Origin of the sequence: Aeromonas sp. RU39B, from assembly GCF_900156095.1 — a bacterium.
Taxonomy (GTDB): Bacteria; Pseudomonadota; Gammaproteobacteria; order Enterobacterales; family Aeromonadaceae; genus Aeromonas.
On the sequence record NZ_FTMJ01000004.1, the window covers coordinates 16,450 to 37,138 of the forward strand.

The 20,689-nt window shown below is 57.6% G+C and carries 21 protein-coding genes; 10 read left to right on the forward strand and 11 right to left on the reverse strand.

Annotation, left to right across the window (positions count from 1 at the left end; genetic code table 11):
- Nucleotides 1–7 precede the first annotated feature (7 nt).
- From BW958_RS07455 to BW958_RS07465, 3 genes are all read right to left on the reverse strand, one after another.
- Nucleotides 8–904 (reverse strand): TIGR01777 family oxidoreductase, encoded by an 897-nt coding sequence (locus tag BW958_RS07455; RefSeq protein WP_076575110.1) that lies wholly within the window; start codon nucleotides 902–904, stop codon nucleotides 8–10.
- Nucleotides 905–1,322: 418 nt separating this feature from the next.
- On the reverse strand, nucleotides 1,323–3,491 hold the full coding sequence (pta, locus tag BW958_RS07460) for a phosphate acetyltransferase (RefSeq protein WP_076575111.1): 2,169 nt from the start codon (nucleotides 3,489–3,491) through the stop codon (nucleotides 1,323–1,325).
- Between the two features lie 70 nt (nucleotides 3,492–3,561).
- Entirely contained in the window at nucleotides 3,562–4,764 is a 1,203-nt protein-coding gene (locus BW958_RS07465) for an acetate kinase (protein WP_076575112.1), read from the reverse strand.
- 291 nt (nucleotides 4,765–5,055) lie between these two features.
- Here BW958_RS07465 and yfbV point away from each other — a divergent pair, with 291 nt between their 5' ends.
- On the forward strand, nucleotides 5,056–5,490 hold the full coding sequence (gene yfbV / locus BW958_RS07470) for a terminus macrodomain insulation protein YfbV (protein ID WP_076575113.1): 435 nt from the start codon (nucleotides 5,056–5,058) through the stop codon (nucleotides 5,488–5,490).
- A 49-nt stretch (nucleotides 5,491–5,539) separates the two neighbouring features.
- Here the strand turns inward: yfbV and BW958_RS07475 are convergent, their stop codons facing one another.
- The 3 genes from BW958_RS07475 to BW958_RS07485 all read right to left on the reverse strand — a co-directional run bounded on the left by BW958_RS07475 (nucleotide 5,540) and on the right by BW958_RS07485 (nucleotide 7,181).
- On the reverse strand, nucleotides 5,540–6,040 hold the full coding sequence (locus tag BW958_RS07475) for a YfbU family protein (protein WP_076575114.1): 501 nt from the start codon (nucleotides 6,038–6,040) through the stop codon (nucleotides 5,540–5,542).
- Between the two features lie 119 nt (nucleotides 6,041–6,159).
- Complete coding sequence (gene bcp / locus BW958_RS07480; RefSeq protein ID WP_076575115.1) at nucleotides 6,160–6,627, reverse strand: thioredoxin-dependent thiol peroxidase; 468 nt, start codon at nucleotides 6,625–6,627, stop codon at nucleotides 6,160–6,162.
- Nucleotides 6,628–6,647: 20 nt separating this feature from the next.
- The gene (locus BW958_RS07485) at nucleotides 6,648–7,181 is read right to left on the reverse strand and encodes a glycine cleavage system transcriptional repressor (protein ID WP_076575116.1); all 534 of its coding nucleotides are present in this window, start codon (nucleotides 7,179–7,181) and stop codon (nucleotides 6,648–6,650) included.
- Nucleotides 7,182–7,296: 115 nt separating this feature from the next.
- Here BW958_RS07485 and dapA point away from each other — a divergent pair, with 115 nt between their 5' ends.
- Genes dapA through BW958_RS07500 form a run of 3 tightly spaced genes read left to right on the forward strand, consistent with a single transcriptional unit; the run spans nucleotide 7,297 to nucleotide 10,448 of the window.
- Nucleotides 7,297–8,184 (forward strand): 4-hydroxy-tetrahydrodipicolinate synthase, encoded by an 888-nt coding sequence (gene dapA / locus BW958_RS07490; protein ID WP_076575117.1) that lies wholly within the window; start codon nucleotides 7,297–7,299, stop codon nucleotides 8,182–8,184.
- Entirely contained in the window at nucleotides 8,177–9,286 is a 1,110-nt protein-coding gene (gene bamC / locus BW958_RS07495; protein WP_143233047.1) for an outer membrane protein assembly factor BamC, read from the forward strand. Before dapA ends, bamC begins: the two co-directional genes overlap by 8 nt.
- Before the next feature lie 58 nt (nucleotides 9,287–9,344).
- Nucleotides 9,345–10,448, forward strand: coding sequence for a phosphoribosylaminoimidazolesuccinocarboxamide synthase (locus BW958_RS07500; protein ID WP_076575118.1), 1,104 nt, complete (start codon nucleotides 9,345–9,347; stop codon nucleotides 10,446–10,448).
- 99 nt (nucleotides 10,449–10,547) lie between these two features.
- Here the strand turns inward: BW958_RS07500 and dxs are convergent, their stop codons facing one another.
- Genes dxs through xseB form a run of 3 tightly spaced genes read right to left on the reverse strand, consistent with a single transcriptional unit; the run spans nucleotide 10,548 to nucleotide 13,577 of the window.
- Nucleotides 10,548–12,413 carry a 1-deoxy-D-xylulose-5-phosphate synthase gene (gene dxs / locus BW958_RS07505; RefSeq protein WP_076575119.1) on the reverse strand — a complete coding sequence of 622 codons (1,866 nt, stop codon included), beginning with the start codon at nucleotides 12,411–12,413 and terminating at the stop codon, nucleotides 10,548–10,550.
- A gap of 21 nt (nucleotides 12,414–12,434) precedes the next feature.
- Entirely contained in the window at nucleotides 12,435–13,325 is an 891-nt protein-coding gene (ispA, locus tag BW958_RS07510; protein WP_076575120.1) for a (2E,6E)-farnesyl diphosphate synthase, read from the reverse strand.
- Nucleotides 13,326–13,577, reverse strand: a complete 252-nt coding sequence (gene xseB, locus BW958_RS07515) for an exodeoxyribonuclease VII small subunit (protein ID WP_076575121.1) — start codon at nucleotides 13,575–13,577, stop codon at nucleotides 13,326–13,328.
- Nucleotides 13,578–13,778: 201 nt separating this feature from the next.
- On the opposite strand from xseB, the gene pomA reads away from it, so the two are divergent.
- From pomA to greA, 3 genes are all read left to right on the forward strand, one after another.
- A complete protein-coding gene (pomA, locus tag BW958_RS07520; protein ID WP_076575122.1) occupies nucleotides 13,779–14,537 on the forward strand; it encodes a flagellar motor protein PomA in 759 nt (252 codons plus the stop codon).
- Nucleotides 14,538–14,542: 5 nt separating this feature from the next.
- Nucleotides 14,543–15,442, forward strand: a complete 900-nt coding sequence (locus BW958_RS07525; protein ID WP_076575123.1) for a flagellar motor protein MotB — start codon at nucleotides 14,543–14,545, stop codon at nucleotides 15,440–15,442.
- Between the two features lie 113 nt (nucleotides 15,443–15,555).
- Nucleotides 15,556–16,032 (forward strand): transcription elongation factor GreA, encoded by a 477-nt coding sequence (gene greA / locus BW958_RS07530; RefSeq protein WP_076575124.1) that lies wholly within the window; start codon nucleotides 15,556–15,558, stop codon nucleotides 16,030–16,032.
- A 50-nt stretch (nucleotides 16,033–16,082) separates the two neighbouring features.
- On the opposite strand, the gene BW958_RS07535 is transcribed toward greA, so the two are convergent.
- Both BW958_RS07535 and yhbY read right to left on the reverse strand, forming a co-directional pair.
- Nucleotides 16,083–16,658: a PilZ domain-containing protein gene (locus BW958_RS07535; protein WP_076575125.1), complete on the reverse strand. Its 576-nt coding sequence runs from the start codon at nucleotides 16,656–16,658 to the stop codon at nucleotides 16,083–16,085.
- 102 nt (nucleotides 16,659–16,760) lie between these two features.
- The gene (gene yhbY / locus BW958_RS07540; RefSeq protein ID WP_076575126.1) at nucleotides 16,761–17,057 is read right to left on the reverse strand and encodes a ribosome assembly RNA-binding protein YhbY; all 297 of its coding nucleotides are present in this window, start codon (nucleotides 17,055–17,057) and stop codon (nucleotides 16,761–16,763) included.
- Between the two features lie 97 nt (nucleotides 17,058–17,154).
- Between yhbY and rlmE the strand changes: the two genes are divergently transcribed.
- From rlmE to folP, 3 genes are all read left to right on the forward strand, one after another.
- Nucleotides 17,155–17,784 (forward strand): 23S rRNA (uridine(2552)-2'-O)-methyltransferase RlmE, encoded by a 630-nt coding sequence (gene rlmE / locus BW958_RS07545; RefSeq protein ID WP_076575127.1) that lies wholly within the window; start codon nucleotides 17,155–17,157, stop codon nucleotides 17,782–17,784.
- A 45-nt stretch (nucleotides 17,785–17,829) separates the two neighbouring features.
- Nucleotides 17,830–19,773 carry an ATP-dependent zinc metalloprotease FtsH gene (gene ftsH, locus BW958_RS07550; protein ID WP_076575128.1) on the forward strand — a complete coding sequence of 648 codons (1,944 nt, stop codon included), beginning with the start codon at nucleotides 17,830–17,832 and terminating at the stop codon, nucleotides 19,771–19,773.
- Between the two features lie 69 nt (nucleotides 19,774–19,842).
- Entirely contained in the window at nucleotides 19,843–20,688 is an 846-nt protein-coding gene (folP, locus tag BW958_RS07555; RefSeq protein WP_076575129.1) for a dihydropteroate synthase, read from the forward strand.
- Nucleotide 20,689: the final 1 nt, after the last annotated feature.

The window sequence follows — 20,689 nt, forward strand, 5'->3', positions numbered from 1 at the left end:
TCTCTACTTAGGTCAGCAGGTCGTTCAGCGCATCTTGCAGGTCGGGATATTGAAAGTGAAAACCGGCCTCAAGCAGACGAGCCGGCATCACCGCCTGACCGGTCAATAGCAGATCACTGGCCTCTCCCATCACCAAGCGCAGCAAAGGGGCCGGAACAAAGAACAGATGTGGCCGGTTCAGAGTGTGCGCCAGGGTGCGGCTAAATTCCCGGTTGCTGACCGGATTGGGCGCAGTGCCGTTGAACACGCCGCGGCAATCGGCATGGGTCAGCAGATAGAGAATGATGTTGAGCAGATCGTCCACATGGATCCAGCTCATCATCTGCTCGCCACTGCCCATCGGGCCGCCGAGTCCAAGGCGATAGGGTGGAAGCATGCGCGGCAGGGCTCCGCCACCTTCCCCGAGTACGATACCGATGCGCAGCAGGCAAACCCGGGTTTGCGAACTGTCAGCCTCAAGCGCCAGGGATTCCCAGCGTTGACAGAGTTGATGGGTAAACTCGTTATGTGGCCGGTTCCAACTCTCGTCGAGCCGGCTTGTACCTTGGCGGCCATACCAACCGACGGCGGATGCACTGATCATCACGGCAGGCGGTTGGCTGGAGAGCTTGATCAGATCGGCCAGCTGTTCAGTGAGCAACCAGCGGCTTTCACACAGCAGGTTTTTGCGCTCTTCACTCCAGCGCCCGGCAGCGATGGGCTCGCCTGCTAAGTTGATCACCGCATCAATACCATCCAGATCGTCCAGATGATCCAGGTTCTCGATGAACTCCGGGGCGCTGCCCAGCAAGGCTCTGGCCCGCTCGGGACGGCGGCTTAGAATGATCAGGCTGTGATGGGGTAACAGGCGAGCGACCAATTTGCGGCCAATGAAGCCGGTCGCGCCGGTGATCAGGATCTTCATGATGCCTCCTCAGGCTGGCTAACATTACTCTAGTTAGCCAATGGCTCACTGGCAACTCGTTGTATTTTTTGATCTTGTTGTGATGCGTGTGGATCTGCGTCCAGCGGCCGGATCCACGGGGCTCATTCGTTATTTTCTTTCAAAAGATCTGAAAACTATCCACAAATTCTGTGGACAACTCTGTAGATTAGCCGTGGTTGCTTAAGTATCTCTATGATCCTTAAAGACTATTTCGTGATGATCCGAAATGTAGTGCGAATGTGCAAGGGTTTGCCGGTAGGTAAGTGATTGCTTGCGCGGCTGCTCGCTCGTAGCAAGACTCATAGGATCCTGCTGCGGATCCAGTTTGTTGATCCCCGAGATCAAACGGACAGAAAAAAGCCCCGCAGGTGCGGGGCTTGGGTCAGCAGATGGATGATCAGGCCTTGGCGGCTGCATCCTGCTGGGCAGCCTGGATCCCGGTCAGGGCGATGGTATAGACGATGTCGTCTACCAGCGCGCCACGGGAGAGGTCGTTCACCGGCTTGCGCATGCCTTGCAGCATCGGGCCGATGGAGACCAGGTCAGCTGAGCGCTGTACGGCCTTGTAGGTGGTGTTACCGGTGTTCAGGTCCGGGAACACGAACACGGTAGCCTTACCGGCAACCGGGGAGTTCGGCGCCTTGGACTTGGCCACGTTTTCCATGATGGCGGCGTCGTATTGCAGCGGGCCGTCGATCACCAGATCCGGACGCTTCTCCTGGGCGATGCGGGTAGCTTCGCGGACCTTGTCCACATCAGCACCGGCACCGGAAGTCCCGGTGGAGTAGGAGATCATGGCCACGCGCGGCTCGATGCCGAAGGCGGCGGCAGACTCGGCAGACTGGATGGCGATTTCAGCCAGTTGCTCGGCGGTCGGATCCGGGTTGATGGCGCAGTCACCGTACACCAGTACTTGATCCGGCAGCAGCATGAAGAAGATCGACGAGATCAGGGACGAGCCCGGAGCGGTCTTGATGATCTGCATCGGCGGACGGATGGTGTTGGCGGTGGTGTGCACGGCACCGGAGACCAGACCGTCGACTTCGTTACGCTCGAGCATCATGGTGCCCAGCACAACGTTGTCTTCCAGTTGCTCGCGAGCAACCACTTCGGTCATGCCCTTGTTCTTGCGCAGCTCAACCAGGCGCGGCACATAGCGCTCACGCACTTCAACCGGATCGATGATCTCGACGCGGTCGGTCAGGATCACGCCTTGTTGATCAGCCACACGGCGGATCTCTTCCGGGTTGCCCAGCAGCACCGGACGAGCGATGCCACGTTCGGCACAGATGGCGGCAGCCTTGATGGTCCGCGGCTCTTCGCCTTCCGGCAGCACGACGCGCTTGTTGGCCTGACGGGCCAGCTCGGTCAGCTGATAACGGAAAGCCGGCGGGCTCAGACGGCGGGAACGGGTCGACTTGGCCGAGAGAGATTCGATCCAGTGCTTGTCGATGTGGCCAGCCACATAGTCTTGCACCAGTTCGATACGCTCACGGTCATCTTCCGGGATATCGACATTGAAGTTCTGCAGGCTGACGGCAGTTTGCCAGGTGTTGGTACCGATCATCATGATCGGCAGGCCGGTAGCCATCGCTTGCTGGCACAGGGCCATCACTTGCGGCTCCGGATGGTAGTTACCGGTCAGCAGCAGCGCGCCGAGCTTGGTGCCATTCATGGCAGACAGGCAGGCGGATACGATGACGTCAGAACGATCACCGGAGGTGACCAGCAGGCTACCCGGACGGAAGTGCTCGACCATGTTGTGGATGGAGCGGGCACAGAAGGTCACGGTTTGCAGACGACGGGTATCGAGCTCACCCTTGTTGATGACCTTGGCAGACAAGTGCTTGGCGAGATCCTTGGCACGCGGAGCGATCAGCTGGGTGTTCCAGGGAATGCAACCCAGGATGCGCAGCGGGCTCTTGCCAAATACCTGCAGGACTTCGAGGTTGTGAGCAGCATCAGCAGCATGATGATGTGCTTCGAACATCTCGGTCAGGTCCGGACGGGTGACACCGTGCTCGTCAACCGGAGCGCCAACCTTGTTGATGACACAGCCGACGATACGCGGGTTGGTGACACCACCGAAGTTGGAGCAGGCCAGCTCGATACGCTCTTTGAGCTTCTGGCTGGAGTCGTTGCCCGGGTGAGTGACGAAGACCATGTCGGCGTCGAGCGCCTTGGCCACGTCGTAGTTCAGCTTGTTGGCAAACGGTTGCTTGTCGGTCGGAACCAGACCTTCGACCACGACCACTTCAGCGCCACTGGTCTTCACGTGCTCTTCGAAGCGAGCCACGATCTCTTCCAGCAGAATGTCAGTGTTGCTGCTGGTGATCATGTTCTCGGCATAGGAGAGGGCGAACGGCTCCGGCGGATTGATGTTGGCAGCTGCGCGGATCACGGCGCTGGAGCGCTCCGGACCGGTTTCACCCGGACGCGGTTGGGCGACCGGTTTGAAGAAGCTGACATTGACACCGTGACGTTCCATCGCGCGAACCACACCGAGGCTCACGGAGGTTACGCCAACACCAGTGCCGACCGGGATAAGCATAATAGTGCGTGCCACTTTATACCCCTTGCTTGTGTTGGGATCAGGAAAAAGGCCGCCCCGAGGGCGGCCTTGCTATTACAGCGAATTAGGCACCGACCAGTTCCAGTGCATCGTGGGCGATCACCCACTCTTCATTGGTCGGGATGACCAGGGCTTTGGTAGAGCCCGGCTTGGAAATCTCGCCACCCTTGCCGAAACGGGCAGCCAGGTTGGCATCATGATCAACGTCAAAGCCCATCAGAGAGAGCTTGCCCAGGGTGATCTCGCGGATCGGGGCAGAGTTCTCACCGATACCACCGGTGAACACCACGGCGTCCAGGCGGCCGTCCATCGCGGCAGCGTAAGCGCCGATGTACTTGGCCAGACGGTAGCAGTAAACGTCCATGGCGCGCTTGGCTTCTTCCTTGGTGTCGTAGTTGTCTTCAACATAACGGCAGTCGGAAGTGACTTCGGTCAGACCCTGCAGGCCAGACTCCTTGGTCAGCATGGCGTTGATATCTTTCACGCTCATGCCCAGGTTGTCGTGCAGGTGGAAGATGATGGCCGGGTCGATGTCGCCGCAGCGAGTGCCCATGACCAGACCTTCCAGCGGGGTCAGACCCATAGAGGTATCAACAGAGTGGCCGCCCTTGATGGCGCAGACGGAACCGCCGTTGCCCAGGTGGCAGTTGATGATGTTCAGCTCGGAGACCGGCTTGTTCAGAATCTTGGCGGCTTCCAGGCTGATGTAGTAATGGCTGGTACCGTGCATGCCGTAGCGACGGATGCCGTGCTCTTTGTAGAGCTTGTACGGCAGGGCATACAGGTAGGCTTCCTGCGGCATGGTCTGGTGGAAGGCGGTGTCGAACACGGCGACGTTCTTGTCAGCCAGGTGCGGGAATACCTTCAGCGCAGCACGGATACCGATCAGGTGAGCCGGGTTGTGCAGCGGAGCCAGGGTGGCGCAATCTTCGATGCCCTTGACCACTTCGTCGGTGATAACCACGGAGGAGGTGAACTTCTCACCACCGTGTACCACGCGATGGCCGATGGCGATCAGATTGGCAGCCAGTTCAGGGTTGAGCGGCAGGATCTTGTGGACGATGAAGTCCAGGGCTTCCTGGTGAGCGGCGCCGGCACCCAGGTCGGCATTGCCTTTCTCGCCATTGAGTTTCCACTTGATACGGGCATCCGGCAGGTTGAAGCATTCAGCCAGACCGGACAGCAGATCGTCACCGCTATTGGCGTCGATCACTGCAAACTTCAGGGAAGAGCTGCCACAGTTAAGTACGAGAACCAGCTTACTCATGAATTAATCCTATCGCAGAATATGGTTGATCAGGCGTCCGACTCGAGTACGAGGCGACTGACAGGGTCATCGGGAAGATTGGCAATTTATTGCCTTTGCCTTGTATATTGTTAGACAAGGGCCGATGACCGACATTGCCGGCATGCTGCGGCAACGCCAAAAAAGGCGCGTAAAGGATAACCTTATTGTTGGAAAATAACAAAGTCATCCTCAATGGACGTTGGCCTGAATCAATTTTTGTTGAGGTTTTGTGCCCCAGAGCGCGTTTTTATGACGGGGAGGTGCGTAGCGATGACTCTTTTTGGAACTAAATTACAGCTTGGCCGTCGCTATCTGGCCGTCTGGCCACGTCGCCCCGAGCTCAACGCCCTGTTTCCGGAAAACCGGATCATCCTGGCTATCGAATTTGCCGTCAAGGTAGTGCCCCCCATGGTGGTGATCTGCCTGATGCTGCAATACCAGTACGGGGATCCGCTCTATTGGCCGTCGGTACTCACCTCGGTGATCTTTCTGCTCAGCCTGCCGCTGCAGGGCTACTACTGGCTGGGGCGTCGCTCCGAAACCCTGTTACCGCCGACGCTGGCTACCTGGTATCGCCAGATCAACGGCCGCATGAACGAAGCTGGCCCGGTCCGTCATCTGGTGACCAAGCCGCGCTATCAGGAGCTGGCCGAGACGCTCAAAGCCGCATTTGAGCAGCTTGATAAATCTTTTCTCTATGAGTAACCCGGTTTTCCCGGTGAAATTAAGGCGCCTTGCGGCGCCTTAATTGCATTTATGCGTTGATGATCTTGCGCAGCTCTTGTACCGAGAGCTTGTAATGACGTGGGCACTCGCGCCAGATGGCCAGCATGCGCTGATATTTGTCGCGCATGGCGATGTCGCTGGAGAGCTCTTCGCAAGGACAGTCCACTTCCGGGAAGCGCTTGTCCACTTCCAGCAAGAAGCAGACGTAGTCGGCCAGCTCGTGCTCCTGGCTGCGGCTGTAACCGTGGAACTTGAACCGGCCCGGGGTGAATTCGGCCTGATCGACGGGTGTCAGGTTATCCCAGGAGACCGCCAGCGCATGGTGCATCTCGAGCGTGTCGATCACCTCCTGGCAGGTCTCTTTGGTCAAATGACCGAACGATTTTTCCAGCTCTAGCAGCTGCAGGCAGTAGCCGCGCTCAATGATGGTCTGGGCGCGCTGGTAGAAGGCGGTTTTTTCCGGATTCAGCTTGGCCAGAATCTCGTACTGGTTGCTCAGGATCAGGCGTTCGGTAGGGCTCATGTTCATGATGCGGTCTCACAGCTAAGAGAATTGAAAACACGTTAACGCATATATGAAATGAATTTTTTGATCTGGCAGGGCGAAAACAGAGAAAAGCAGCGGGAGCAGTTGGCTCCCGCGGGAAATCATACCTGTTTCAGGTAGTCGAGCACCACTTGATGGTGGTTGCTGGTCTTGAAGTCATCGAATACGTGAGAGACGTGCCCGGCAGGGTCGATCAGGAAGCTGACTCGATGGATGCCGTCATACTCCTTGCCCATAAACTTCTTCGGGCCCCACACCCCAAACGCATCAGCCACTGCGTGATCTTCATCGCCGAGCAGCGTGAAGTTAAGACCGTCACGCTCGATAAACTTTTTCAGGCGCTTAGGGCTATCGGTACTGATGCCAAGCACGACGGTGTTCAGCTCGGCCAACTCGGCATTCACATCGCGCAGGCCACAGGCCTGAGTGGTGCATCCCGGCGTCATCGCCTTGGGGTAGAAATAGACCAGCACGTTACGACCGCGAAATTGGGAGAGGGAGACCGGCTGACCATCTTGGTCCGGCAGAGTGAAATCCGGTGCAGTGCTCCCGGCTTGCAATAAAGGCATGATGACTCCTTGGCGAAGGTTCACAAAGGCCGTGGGTTGAGCGCGATACGAAAGCTCTCGGCGCCCAGTTCACGGCAAAAATCGTCAAAGGCGCTCTGATGATCCTGACACTCGGTAGGGGCGGCGAGTTTCAGTTCGAAACTGACCTTGAGCCGGTTGTAGGGCGCCTGCTCCAGTGTCTCGGACTGCATGGCGTGAATGTCCCATCCGCCCGAGGTGAAAAACTGGGTACAACGACTTACGATGCCGGGCTCGTCACGGATCAACAATTCGGCAACGGCCGAGAGCGCGTAGTCGCGGGTCTGGTGACGTTCGGTGCGTTTCATCATGGTGATGAGATCCCACTCCTGGCTGCGCAAGGGGAGGGTAATCTCAAGCTGCATCAGGCTGTTCCAGTCCCCTGACAGCAGCATAATAAAGGTGAACTCCTGTCCGAAGATGCCCAACCTACTGTCGACAATATTGCAGCCGCAGTCGGTCACATGACGGGTCACTTCGTTGACAATGCCAGGCCTGTCGGTGCCGATCGCCGTCACTACCAGGTAATGGGTCATGTGTCCTCTCTCGTCCTGAAATTTCGCCCATGGTATCACGCTTGGACCCGGGGCTCCTTGTTTTTGCTGTGCGTGCACCTTACCATTACGCCCCTGAATTTCAGGAGAAAAAACCATGTTACGCGGTAGTATCGTTGCGCTCGTCACCCCCATGCTCGCCAGCGGTGAAGTTGACTGGGACAGCCTGGGACATCTGGTGGAATATCATGTGGCCAGTGGTACCAGTGCCATCGTGGCGGTCGGTACTACCGGTGAATCGGTGACCCTGAGTGAGGCAGAGCACCTGGCGGTGGTCGAGAAGACGGTTGCGCTGGCGGCGGGGCGTATCCCGGTGATTGCCGGCTGTGGCTCCAACAATACCGCCCACGCTATCTCCCTGTCGCGCCAACTGGAACACATGGGCGTGGTGGCCGGTCTCTCGGTGACCCCCTATTACAACAAGCCGACCCAGGAAGGGCTCTATCGCCACTATTGCGCCATCGCTGATGCTAGTGGTCTGCCGCAAATCCTTTATAATGTGCCCGGTCGTACTGCCTGTGACCTCAAGCCTGAGACCGTGGGACGGCTGGCCAGCCACGCCAACATCATCGGTATCAAGGAAGCCACCGGCGATTTGACGCGTACCCCGCTGCTGCGCGAGTTGTGCGGGGAGGCATTTGCACTCTACAGTGGCGATGATGCCACCGGGTGTGATTTCATGCTGCAGGGCGGTGACGGAGTGATCTCGGTCACCAGCAACATTGCAGCGGCCCAGATGGCACAGATGTGCCGTGCCGCTCTGGCCCAGGAAAGTGACAAGGCGCGCGCCATCAATGAGCGATTGATGCCGTTGCACCGAACCCTGTTCATCGAGCCGAACCCGATTCCGGTCAAGTGGGCGTGTGCCCAGCTCGATCTGATTGCGTCGGCCACCCTGCGCCTGCCGCTGACCGAACTGACCCAACCGGGCGAGACGGCGATGCAGCAAGCGCTCAAGAGTGCGGAGTTGATTGCGAGTGTCTAAAGCAAACGGAAGAGTACGCGCTGCCCGCCTGACGTTGGGCGTCATCACCATGGCCGTGCTGGCTGCCTGCAGCAGTCCGCAAGAGCGCAAGACCGCCAATCGCGGGTTTGATTACACGGAAGCCAAGCTGGAAAACCGCGCTTTCCTGATTCCCTCCGGCCTGCAATCCCCCGGCTTCACCAGCGAATATGATGTGCCGGCGCTGCCCGATGCCAGCCGTCAGGGCCCTGTCGCCGACAAGGTTGACGTTCGCCCGCCGGCCCAGCTGCTGACTGTCGTTCCCGGCAGCCAGATTGTGCAAGGTGGCAGTGAGCCGACTGTTTCCTTCTACGCCCTGACCACCAGTCAGGACGTCAGTGCCGATACCTGGCGCTTCCTGCAAAGCTTCCTGACCAAAAATGGCGCATCCGTTGAGAAACAGGATGCCGCTGCCGGTACGCTCGAGACCGGTTGGTTTAGCAACAGTGCGGCGCTTGATGGTTGGGCGGAAGATGATGATGACTTCCAGATCCGCCAGCGCTATCTGTTCACCCTCAAGCGTGATGATGTACGCCATGGCGTGAACCTCTCCGCCCGCGTGCTGCAGCATGAAGAGGATATTGACGGCGCCAAGAGCACCTCGATCGGTGAAGTGGAAGCGCGCCGCTATGCCGTGCGTCTGCTCAACCAGTTCAGCCTCTACTATGAAGAGCAGCTCAAGGCTCGCGACATGCACCGTGCAACTGGCTCGATGGGGCTGGAGCTTGGCAATGACAACAACGATCTCAGTGCCTGGATTGCCGATGCACCGTTCGAACAGGTGTGGCTGCGCATGAAGAATCTGTTGCCGCGCTATGGTTTCGAGATCAAGGATTCCCAACAGTCGCTGGGCTGGATCGACGTTGAGTATGATGATCCGGGCCAGTCGTTCTGGGACAAGAACGGCATGACACCGTTCAAACTGGAAGAGGGCAAGTACCGCTTCCAGCTCGGCGAGATGGGGGGTGGCAAAACCTCCATCACTCTCTTCGACGAAGACAAGAAGCCGGTGAAGTCCGAGGTGGTATCCCAAATGCATACCACACTGTCGCAGGCCTTTGCCAAGGCCTTGGACAACCAGTAAAAACGGGGGCCTTGTGCCCCTGTTTTGTTACCCCCCACAACAGGAAGTGTTATTACCCATGAGTCTTGCAGACAAAGTACTGGCGGTAAACGATGACCTGCCGATCCGTACCGATCGCCCCGTCCACTCCGGCAAGGTGCGCAGTGTCTACTGGCTGACCGCGGAAGACAGCGCCCGTCTGATCCGTGAGAAGGGCTACAACGTGCCGGCCGACACGCCGCTGGCCATCATGGTGATCAGCGACCGCATCTCGGCGTTCGATTGCATCTGGCAAGGGGAAGATGGACTGGCCGGCGTACCGGGCAAGGGTGCGGCGCTCAACGCCATCTCCAGCCACTGGTTCAAGCTGTTCAAGGAGAAGGGACTGGCTGACAGCCACATCCTCGATATCCCGCATCCGTTCGTCTGGATCGTGCAAAAAGCCAGCCCGGTCATGGTTGAAGCGATTGCCCGTCAATATATTACCGGCTCCATGTGGCGTGCCTACAAGAGCGGTGAGCGCGAATTCTGCGGCATCACGCTGCCGGAAGGTCTGCAAAAAGATCAGAAACTGCCAGAGCTGCTGATTACTCCGTCCACCAAGGGGATTTTGCGCGGTCTCGAAGGGGTTCCTGAGGCCGATGACGTAAACGTTTCCCGTGCCGATCTGGAGCGTCACTATCAGGGCTTTAACTTCCGCAGCATGGCCGACATCGACCGCTACGAAGTGCTGCTCAAGGAAGGCTTTGCCGTTATCAGCGATGCGCTGGCTCAGCTCGACGAGATCTTCGTGGATACCAAGTTCGAATTTGGCTACGTCAAAGATGCTGCCGGTAACGAAAAGCTCATCTACATGGATGAAGTCGGTACGCCCGACAGCTCCCGTATTTGGGACGGTGCAGCCTGGCGCAATGGCGAGATCGTTGAGCAATCCAAGGAAGGCTTCCGTCAGTGGTTGCTCAATCACTTCCCGGATCCGGATATCCTGCTCAACAAAAACCGGATGGAAGAGCGCTTTGGTCTGGCCCGTGACAACAAGTTGCCGGTTGATGTGATGATGGATATCTCCCGTACTTACGTCGGGATTGCCGAGAAGATTGTGGGCCACAAACTAGAGCTGGCTGCCAATCCGAAGCAGGAGATCATCGACATTCTGGCAGCCGAGTACGGCCTTATCGTCTGATATTGCCAGCTCCCACGCTCAAACGTTTGCCTTGGCAAATCGTGGGGCGCCAGAAATAAAAAACGGGCCGAATGGCCCGTTTTTTATGAACAAAGGCGCTTAGCGCGCCAGTTCACGCTCGATGGCCGCCTGAATGCCGGCGCCATCCAGACCCAGCTGGGCGTAGATCTCTTCCTGGGTCCCCTGCTCGATAAAGCGATCGGGCAGACCCAGATTGAGCACCGGGCGCAGCAGTCGCTCGCGCATCAGAAACTCGTTCACTGCCGAGCCGGCGCCGCCTTGCACTGCATTATCTTCCAGCGTGACCAACTGTGGGTGGCGCGCGGCCAGATCGCGCAGCAGCGCTTCATCAAGCGGTTTGACAAAGCGCATGTCAACCAGAGTGGCATCCAGCGCCTCGGCGGCGACACGCGCCTGGGCGAGCAGGGTGCCAAACACCAAAATCGCAACCTGGTGGCCTTCACGCACAATCCGGCCCTTGCCGATGGGCAACGTCTCCAGATCGTTGCCTGCTGCAACGCCGGTACCGCTGCCACGCGGGTAACGTACTGCAGCCGGCCCCTTGTGATAGAAGCCGCTGTTTAGCATCAGGCGGCACTCACGCTCATCGGACGGGGTCATGATGACCATGTTGGGGACAGCGCGCAGGAAACTGATATCAAACGCCCCCTGATGAGTGGGACCGTCGGCACCGACCAGCCCGGCGCGGTCAATGGCAAATAGCACCGGCAGATTTTGCAGCGCCACATCGTGGATCACCTGGTCATAGGCGCGCTGCAGGAAGCTGGAATAGATGGCCACCACCGGTTTTTTGTCAGCAATAGCCAAACCGGCGGCGAATGTTACCGCATGTTGTTCGGCAATCGCCACGTCGAAATAGCGCTCGGGATATTGCTGGCTGAATTTCACCAGCCCCGACCCTTCGCGCATGGCCGGTGTGATGCCCACCAGACTCGGCTCAGCTGCCGCCATGTCGCACAACCATTGGCCGAAGATGGCCGAGAAACTTGGCAGGGCACCTGCGCTCTTGGGCAGGGCGCATTCGTCCGGATTGAACTTGGGCACGCCGTGATAGCCGATAGGATCGCGCTCTGCCGGCTCGTAGCCTTTGCCCTTCTTGGTTTTGACATGCAGCAGTTGCGGGCCTTTGAGGCTACGCATATTGCGCAGGGTTTCAATCAGCGCATCAATGTCATGCCCGTCGATGGGGCCGATGTAGTTGAATCCGAACTCTTCAAACAGGGTACCCGGTACCACCATGCCTTTGAGGTGCTCTTCCGCACGCTTGGCCAGCTCTTTGACCGGAGGCAGGCCGGAGAGCACTTTTTTGCCCCCTTCACGGATGGTGGTGTAGAGCTTGCCGGACATCAGCCGGGCCAGATTGTTGTTCACTGCCCCCACGTTCTCGGAGATCGACATCTCGTTGTCATTGAGAATGACTAACATGTCTTTGTGCACGTCGCCGGCGTGGTTCAGCGCTTCGAACGCCATGCCGGCGGTCAGGGCACCATCACCGATGATGGCCACTACCTTGCGGCCGAGATTCTCCTCTTCGGCCGCAACTGCCATCCCGAGCGCGGCACCGATGGAGGTGCTGGAGTGACCGACCGAGAGCACGTCATATTCGCTCTCTTCGCGCCACGGGAACGGGTGCAGACCATCCTTCTGGCGGATGGTGTGCATACGGTCGCGCCGCCCGGTCAGAATTTTGTGCGGATAGGCCTGATGGCCCACGTCCCAGACCAGACGATCGAACGGAGTGTTGTAGACGTAGTGCAACGCCACAGTCAGTTCGACGGTGCCAAGCCCGGAGGCCAGGTGGCCGCTGGAGCGGCTGACCGAGCGCAGCAGGTAGTCGCGCAGCTCCTGACACAGCAGGGGCAGGCGCTCGCGAGGAAGGGATCTCAGCTCGATCGGGGTGTCGGCCAAGGCCAGATTGGGGTAATGGCTAATGTCGAGGCTCATGTTATGTCTGTTATCCAGCGCTCAATGGGTTCGCTCTATGATGTAATCGGCGAACGCTTCCAGAATGTCGGTATTGTAGGGCAAGCCTTGCAGCGCCGTTAAGGCGCGTTGATGCAATTCGCGGGTCAGCTCACGGGCGCCATCGAGACCGATCAGGGCGGGATAGGTGCTCTTCTCGTGGGCGAGATCGGCGCCTTGGCGTTTACCCAGGGTGGCGGTGTCGCTGACGATATCCAGAATGTCGTCTTGTACCTGGAAAGCCAGACCAATTGCCGCAGCATATTCCTGCAGGGCGGCCAGTGTCGACTCATCAATATCAGGGCGGCACAGTGCGCCGAGGGTGACTGCACAGATAATCAGTGCGCCGGTCTTGTGACGATGGATGGTTTCCAACTGTGACAGGCCCAGTTGCTTGTGCTCGCCATCCATATCCAGCGCCTGACCGCCGCACATGCCGGCATAACCGGAAGCGCGGGCCAGCTCAGAGACCATACGCAGCCGGTTGCCAAGCAGATCTGTCGGCATGGCGTGGCTGGCGAGGATCTCGAAGGCCAGCGTCTGCAGGGCATCGCCGGCCAGAATCGCGGTGGCTTCATCGAAGGCTTTATGGACGGTGGGTTGTCCGCGGCGCAGATCATCATCGTCCATAGCCGGCAGATCGTCGTGAATCAGGGAGTAAGCGTGAATGCACTCCACGGCGGCAGCCGGGCCATCGAGCACCTCGGCAGCCACCCCCAGCATCTCACCGACGGCATACACCAGAAAAGGGCGTACCCGTTTGCCACCCAGCAGCAGACCATGAGACATGGCCTGTTTCAAGCGGGGAGCAATCAGAGGCAGGGCATCAAGTTGCCGGGCAAGATGGTCATCAATCCGTTTGCGGTGCTGATCGCGAAAGCTTGCCAGAGACACTCACTTCTCTCCTTGCTCGGGGTGGAACTCGGTCAGCTCTACCTCGCCTTGGTTGTCGCTCATCAGGATCTGAATCTTCTGCTCGGCCTGCTCCAGCTTCTGCTGTCCGGCGCGAACCAGATGAATGCCCTGCTCGAATTGCTTGAGCGCCTCTTCCAGTGGCAGTGAGCCTTGCTCCAGTTGCTGGACGATGGTTTCCAGCTCAGCCAGAGTGGCATCAAAGCTGAGACGATCACTTTTTTTGCTGGCCATCTTGATCCTCGGGGCGTGAAACAAGGGCCTATAGTAACACTGCCAGCAGCGAGGCGGGGAGAACGAAATCGGCTCTGTGGTTCAACTTGGTGCTTGTTTTGCCGATAGAGAGGGGCTGTCGGCTCCGCGCTGGCACCATTTGAGATATGATGATTAATATTCGGGGATGTGTTTCGTTGCACTGGCAGAGGTAGGTAGAAAGTGGATCTGGCAAGTCTTATCGGGATTGTTCTGGGATTTGGCGTGGTGGTGTACGGCATGCTGTTGGGGGGACCCATGAGCATGTACGTGGACATGCCCTCGGTGTACATCACCATATTAGGCTCGCTCTTTATCGCCATGATGAAGTTCAACCTGGGCCAGTTTCTGATGTCGTTCAAAGTGGCTGGCAAGGCCTTTATGTACAAGGGCGATCGTATAGAGGATTTGATCGCCAAGTCGGTTGAGCTGGCCGATGCGGCTCGCAAAGGTGGTTTCTTAGCCCTTGAAGCGGCGGAAATTCCCAATGCCTTTATGAAAAAAGGCATCGACATGCTGGTGGATGGTCACGATGCCGAAGTGGTGCGCTCAGTAATGGAAAAGGATATCGAACTCACCGCCGAGCGGCACACCATCGCTATCAAGGTCTTCAAGACTATCGGTGATCTTGGGCCGGCCATGGGGATGATCGGTACGCTGGTTGGTCTGGTGGCGATGCTGGCTAATATGAGTGACCCGAAATCAATCGGTCCGGCGATGGCGGTGGCGCTGCTGACCACCCTCTATGGTGCCATCGAGGCGAATATGCTGGCATTGCCGATCGCGGACAAGCTGGATTTGCGTAGTGGTGAGGAGCAGCTGACCCGTAACCTGATTCTGGATGCGGTGATGGGCATTCAGGATGGGCAAAATCCGCGGGTTATCGAGGCGATGCTGCAAAACTACCTGAGCCAATCCAAGCGCGCTAGCGGCAAGGAGTAGGGACCATGTCCAAGTGCAAATGTCCGCCGCCCGGGTTGCCCGGTTATATGGGAACCTTTGCCGACCTGATGTCGCTGCTGATGTGCTTCTTTGTTCTGCTGCTCTCGTTTGCCGAGATGGATGTCCAGAAATTCAAACAGATAGCCGGTTCGATGGAGAAAGCCTTCGGGGTGCAGAACATTCTGGAGGTCAAAGACATTCCCAAGGGCACGTCGGTGATTGCGATGGAGTTTCGTCCGGGCCGACCCGAGCCAACGCCTATTGATACCGTTATGCAGCAAACCGTGGACTTGACCAAGACCGAGCTGGATTTTCTGCCCGGAGAGACTGAAACGGCGGGCGGCAAGAAGAACAGTGATGGCGAGCAAACCGGTGGAGCCAAACCTGAAGAGCAGGTGAGCAGTGCTCAGGCTCAGGCCAGTGCCAGTCAGTTGGCCAAACAACTGGCCGAGCAACTCACCGCCCAAATCCAGGATCACTCCATCGAGATTGAAGCGCTGGGTCAGCAGGTTGTTATCCGGATTCGCGAGAAAGCGGCCTTCCCGGCTGGCTCGGCCTTTTTACAGCCGCAGTTCTGGCCGGTGATTCAGAAAATTGCCACGGTTCTTAAGGATGTGCCCGGGGAGATCACCGTTTCCGGCCATACCGATGACAGCCCGACTGACAACGAGCTGTTTGCCTCCAACTGGGATCTTTCCACCCAGCGGGCAGTGGCAGTAGCGCACCAGATGATCAAGGTGCGTGGGCTCGGACAGCAGCGTCTGGTGGTGCAGGGATTGGCTGACACCAAGCCGCTGAAAGCCAATGACAGTGAGGAAAACCGGCGCATGAACCGGCGGGTAGAGATCGCCATCATGCAGGGAAAACCGAGCGAATCCTCCCCCCTGTCCGTCCCTCTGCAGTGACCTGCTTAACTTGGATTTGTGGCGGCTTCATATTAAGATGCCAGCCCAATGACGCGTGACAGTGGTCGGTTTCGGCCGCTGTCTCTGTTTTTTAGGTAACCCAGGTTTCGACTATGAATCATACTCCGATGACTGTGCGCGGCGCTGAAAAGCTGCGTGAAGAGCTTGAACATCTCAAGACTGTGCTTCGCCCGCAGATTATCGAAGCGATTGCCGAAGCGCGTGAACACGGCGACCTCAAGGAGAACGCCGAATATCATGCCGCCCGCGAGCAGCAAGGCTTCTGCGAAGGGCGGATTCAGGAAATTGAATCCAAGCTGGCCAATGCCCAGGTGATTGACGTCACCAAGATGGCCAACAATGGTCGCATTATCTTTGGTGCGACTGTCGCCCTGCTCAAGAGCGACACCGAAGAAGAGATGACCTACCGTATCGTGGGTGATGATGAGGCTGACATCAAACAGAACCTCATCTCCGTCAACTCACCGATTGCCCGTGCGCTGATTGGCAAGGAGGTGGACGATGTTGCCATCGTCAAGACACCTGCCGGTGACGTGGAATACGAAATCCTCGACGTGAAATATCTCTAAACGTCTTGGTGTCGATGTGTAACGGGGAGCTGATGCTCCCCGTTCTGCATTCAGTGAGGAGCCTTGTCGCGCAAGTTCTGCTGATGGCGCTCAAACAACCACTGCTGCAGTGCCGTTTGGTCGCTCTCGTGCATATGAAATTGCAGTGCCCAGCCACAGGGTGGGCGCGCCAACCTCACCCATTGCCCTAACAGGGGCAGCGGGCGGGATTCTGTGAGGCAGAGCAGGGCAGAGAGTGGATGCTGCGGGTTGGGTTCAAATCCGCCGGTATCAACCAGCATCCCTTGCTCTGATAGATCCAGCACTTGCCAGCGGAAGGGGCCAGCCCAGAGATCGATCTTCTCATGCAGTCGCCAGGGGCGGGGATGGTTGCCATGCAACTCTTCGATGGCGGGGGGAGCAAGATGCGGTTCAATCGCCCCTTCTGCGGTCGGATGCAGCGTTAATGGAAAGCGCAGTCGGTGGTTGTCGACTTCGGCTTCCAGCGTCACCCGGTCTGAGCGCTGCAGCAGGTTGAGTAGCGGCTCCTGCAGCTCCCCGGCCAGTAAAGCGGCATCAGAATGCGCCATGTCACCTTCCAGTAGCATGGCCAATTCGTCGGGAGTGAGGTGTGACAGGCTGTTCATCTGTGCCTCCTGGTGACATTCATCACAGGTTAAGAGGCATGACGCTAGTTTGGCAATGACTTAAGCGGGTAGGAAACAGGGAAAGAGCAATGCTCTTTCCACTTATTTGCGGGGCAGCTGGATTTTCGGCTCTTGAGCTTGGCGGTAGAGCGTCAGAATGTGACCCATGGTTTGCACTTTTTCAGCGGCGGTTTCACGAATGATGGCGTCGATGATCAGTTGCTTGGTTTCACGGTCTGCCGCGGCAACCTTCACCTTGATCAGCTCATGGTGGGCCAGGGCAATGTCGATTTCAGCCAGCACGCCTTCGGTCAGACCGTATTGGCCGAGCAGGACCACGGGCTTCAGGCTGTGGGCGAGACCTTTCAGGTACTGTTTCTGTTTGTTGTTCAGCGTCATGGCATTTTCTTCGTTAGTCAGGGTTGAAAGGGGCGTATTCTAACCCCACTTAGCTCACAATAGTAATAACCTCCGTGGTTTTTTAAAGTCGGACATTATGGTTCAGAAAAAACGTTCGGCCAGCTCTACCCGCTGGTTAAAAGAACACTTTGACGATCAATACGTTAAAAAAGCTCAGCAAATGGGGCTGCGCTCCCGTGCGGTATTCAAGCTCGAAGAGATCCAGGGTAAGGACCGTCTGCTGCGTAGTGGCATGACGGTGGTGGATTTGGGGGCGGCCCCTGGCGGCTGGTCCCAATACTCCGTCGAGCAGGTAGGAGATCAGGGGCGGGTCATCGCCTGCGATATTCTGCCGATGGATCCGATAGTCGGTGTCGATTTCCTGCAAGGGGACTTTCGCGAGGATACTGTGCTAAGTGCGCTACTCGAACGAGTCGGTCCTGATAAGGTTGATGTGGTGATGTCAGACATGGCCCCCAACATGAGTGGCACCCAGCAGGTGGATCAGGCTCGTTCCATGTATCTGGTCGAGCTGGCACTGGATATGTGTCATCAGGTGCTGCGCAGTGATGGCAGCTTTGTGGTCAAAGTCTTCCAAGGAGAAGGTTTTGATAGCTATCTTGATGAAATCAGAAAGATTTTTAAAAGTGTGAAAATTCGCAAGCCAGACTCTTCCAGATCCCGTTCGCGCGAGGTCTACATTGTGGCTAGCGGTTTTAAACTGTAGTACCCTAAATTTTGGCGTTAACAGTCAGTCTGCGAGGTTACCGATTTGAGTGACATGGCGAAAAACTTAATCCTGTGGCTGGTCATCGCCGTCGTCCTGATGTCGGTGTTCAACAGCTTCAGCCCCAGTGATACCGCCGGGCGACAGCTGGACTACACCAGCTTTGTCAAGGATGTGACCCAAGACCAAATCCGTGAAGTGCGGATCGATGGTAAGGTCATTAACGGTGTCAAACGTAGCGGTGAACGGTTCCTGACCGTGATGCCGACTCCGGATGATCAGTTGCTCAACGATCTCATCAACCACAATGTGAAGGTTGAAGGCGTTAAGCCGGAAGAGCCGTCGCTGATCACCTCCATCTTTATCTCCTGGTTCCCGATGCTGTTGCTGATCGGTGTCTGGGTCTTCTTCATGCGTCAGATGCAGGGCGGTGGCGGCAAGGGTGCCATGTCCTTCGGTAAGAGCAAGGCGCGCCTGATGAGCGAAGATCAGATCAAGACCACCTTCGCCGACGTGGCTGGCTGTGATGAAGCCAAGGAAGAGGTCAAGGAGCTGGTGGATTACCTGCGTGATCCGAGCAAATTCCAAAAACTGGGCGGCAAGATCCCGACCGGTGTGCTGATGGTTGGTCCTCCCGGTACCGGTAAGACCTTGCTCGCCAAGGCGATTGCCGGCGAAGCCAAGGTGCCTTTCTTTACCATCTCTGGCTCTGACTTCGTTGAAATGTTTGTCGGTGTGGGTGCATCCCGCGTGCGCGACATGTTTGATCAGGCCAAGAAGTCTGCCCCTTGCATCATCTTTATCGATGAAATTGATGCGGTCGGTCGTCAGCGTGGTGCCGGTCTCGGTGGTGGTCACGATGAGCGTGAACAGACCCTGAACCAGATGCTGGTTGAGATGGATGGTTTTGAAGGTAACGAAGGCATCATCGTGATTGCCGCTACCAACCGTCCGGATGTGCTGGATCCGGCTCTGCTGCGTCCAGGCCGCTTCGACCGTCAGGTGGTGGTGGGTCTGCCGGATGTACGTGGTCGTGAACAGATCCTCAAGGTGCATATGCGTCGTGTGCCGCTGGCCGATGACGTCAATGCTGCGTTGATCGCCCGTGGTACCCCCGGTTTCTCCGGTGCCGATCTGGCCAACCTGGTGAACGAGGCTGCGCTCTTCTCTGCCCGTGAGAACCGCCGCGTGGTTTCCATGGCCGAGTTTGAAAAAGCCAAAGACAAGATCATGATGGGCGCCGAACGCCGCTCCATGGTGATGAAGGAGTCCGAGAAGGAGATGACCGCGTATCACGAAGCGGGCCATGCCATCATCGGTCGCCTGGTGCCGGATCACGATCCGGTCTACAAGGTCTCCATCATTCCCCGTGGCCGTGCGCTGGGTGTGACCATGTATCTGCCAGAGCAGGATCGCTGGAGTCACTCCAAGCAGCATCTTGAGTCGATGATCTCCAGCTTGTATGGCGGTCGTCTGGCCGAAGAGCTGATTTACGGCTCCGAGAAGGTATCGACCGGTGCTTCGAACGACATCGAACGTGCCACTGACATCGCCCGCAAGATGGTGACCCAGTGGGGCATGTCCGAGCGTCTCGGCCCGATGCTGTATGCCGAAGAAGATGGTGAAGTGTTCCTCGGTCGCAGCATGGCCAAGGCCAAGCACATGTCTGATGACACCGCGCGTGTTATCGATGCCGAGGTCAAACAGATCATCGACCGGAACTACAACCGCTCGAAGCAGATGCTGATCGACAACATGGATATCCTTCACACCATGAAGGATGCCCTGATGAAGTATGAAACCATCGATGCCAAGCAGATCGACGATCTGATGGCGCGTCGCGATGTGCGTGCCCCGAGCAACTGGCATGACGAGCATGGTGATACCCCGCAAGGCGGTGCACCGGCGGCCGATGTTAAGCCTGCTGCCGAGAGCGCGCCGCAGACCGAGCCTGAAATCAACAAGGCCAACGATCTGCCAGCCCAGTAAATCTGATGACACCAAACCCCGGGCTTGCCCGGGGTTTTTCTATTTATACCAAATGCGACAAGGAGTTGTATGTTGCTGGAAAGCAAGGGAATCCGCCTTTCTCTGGCGCGTCCCCATGTGATGGGTATCTTAAACGTCACCCCGGATTCATTCTCGGACGGCGGTAGCTGGAACCGCATCGATAAAGCCCTGGAGCACGCCCGTGACATGGTGAGCCAAGGGGCGACGCTGATCGATATCGGCGGCGAATCAACCCGCCCGGGCGCACCGGATGTGAGTGAGCAGGAAGAGCTGGATCGGGTGATTCCGGTGGTCGAGCAATTGGTGAAAGAGGTCGAGGTGATGATCTCGCTCGATACCTCTAAAGCGGCTGTGATGCGTGAAGGCTGCCGCGCCGGTGCCCATCTCATCAATGACGTACGGGCACTGCTAGAGCCGGGGGCCATGGAGGCGGCCGCTGAGGCAGATGTGCCGGTTTGTCTGATGCACATGCAGGGCGCGCCGCGCTCCATGCAGCAAGCCCCGCATTATGACGATCTGCTGGGAGAGATCCGGACATTTTTTGACGAGCGTATCGCTGCCTGTGAGCGTGCCGGTATTGCTCGCAGCCAGCTGCTGCTGGACCCGGGCTACGGCTTTGGCAAGACGGTTGCGCATAACTATCAATTGCTGGCCCGCCAGGATGAGCTACTCGATTATGAGTTGCCGCTCTTGGTCGGTATGTCGCGAAAGTCTATGATAGGCAACCTGTTGGGGCGCCCGGTCGAAGAGCGTCTGGCCGGCAGTCTGGCCTGCGCCGTGATCGGTATGCAAAAAGGTGGTCGGATTATCCGCGTCCACGACGTCGCAGCCACCATGGACGCCCTGCGCATCGCCTGGATGACCATGACCGGGCATGATATTCAGCAATCCTGAT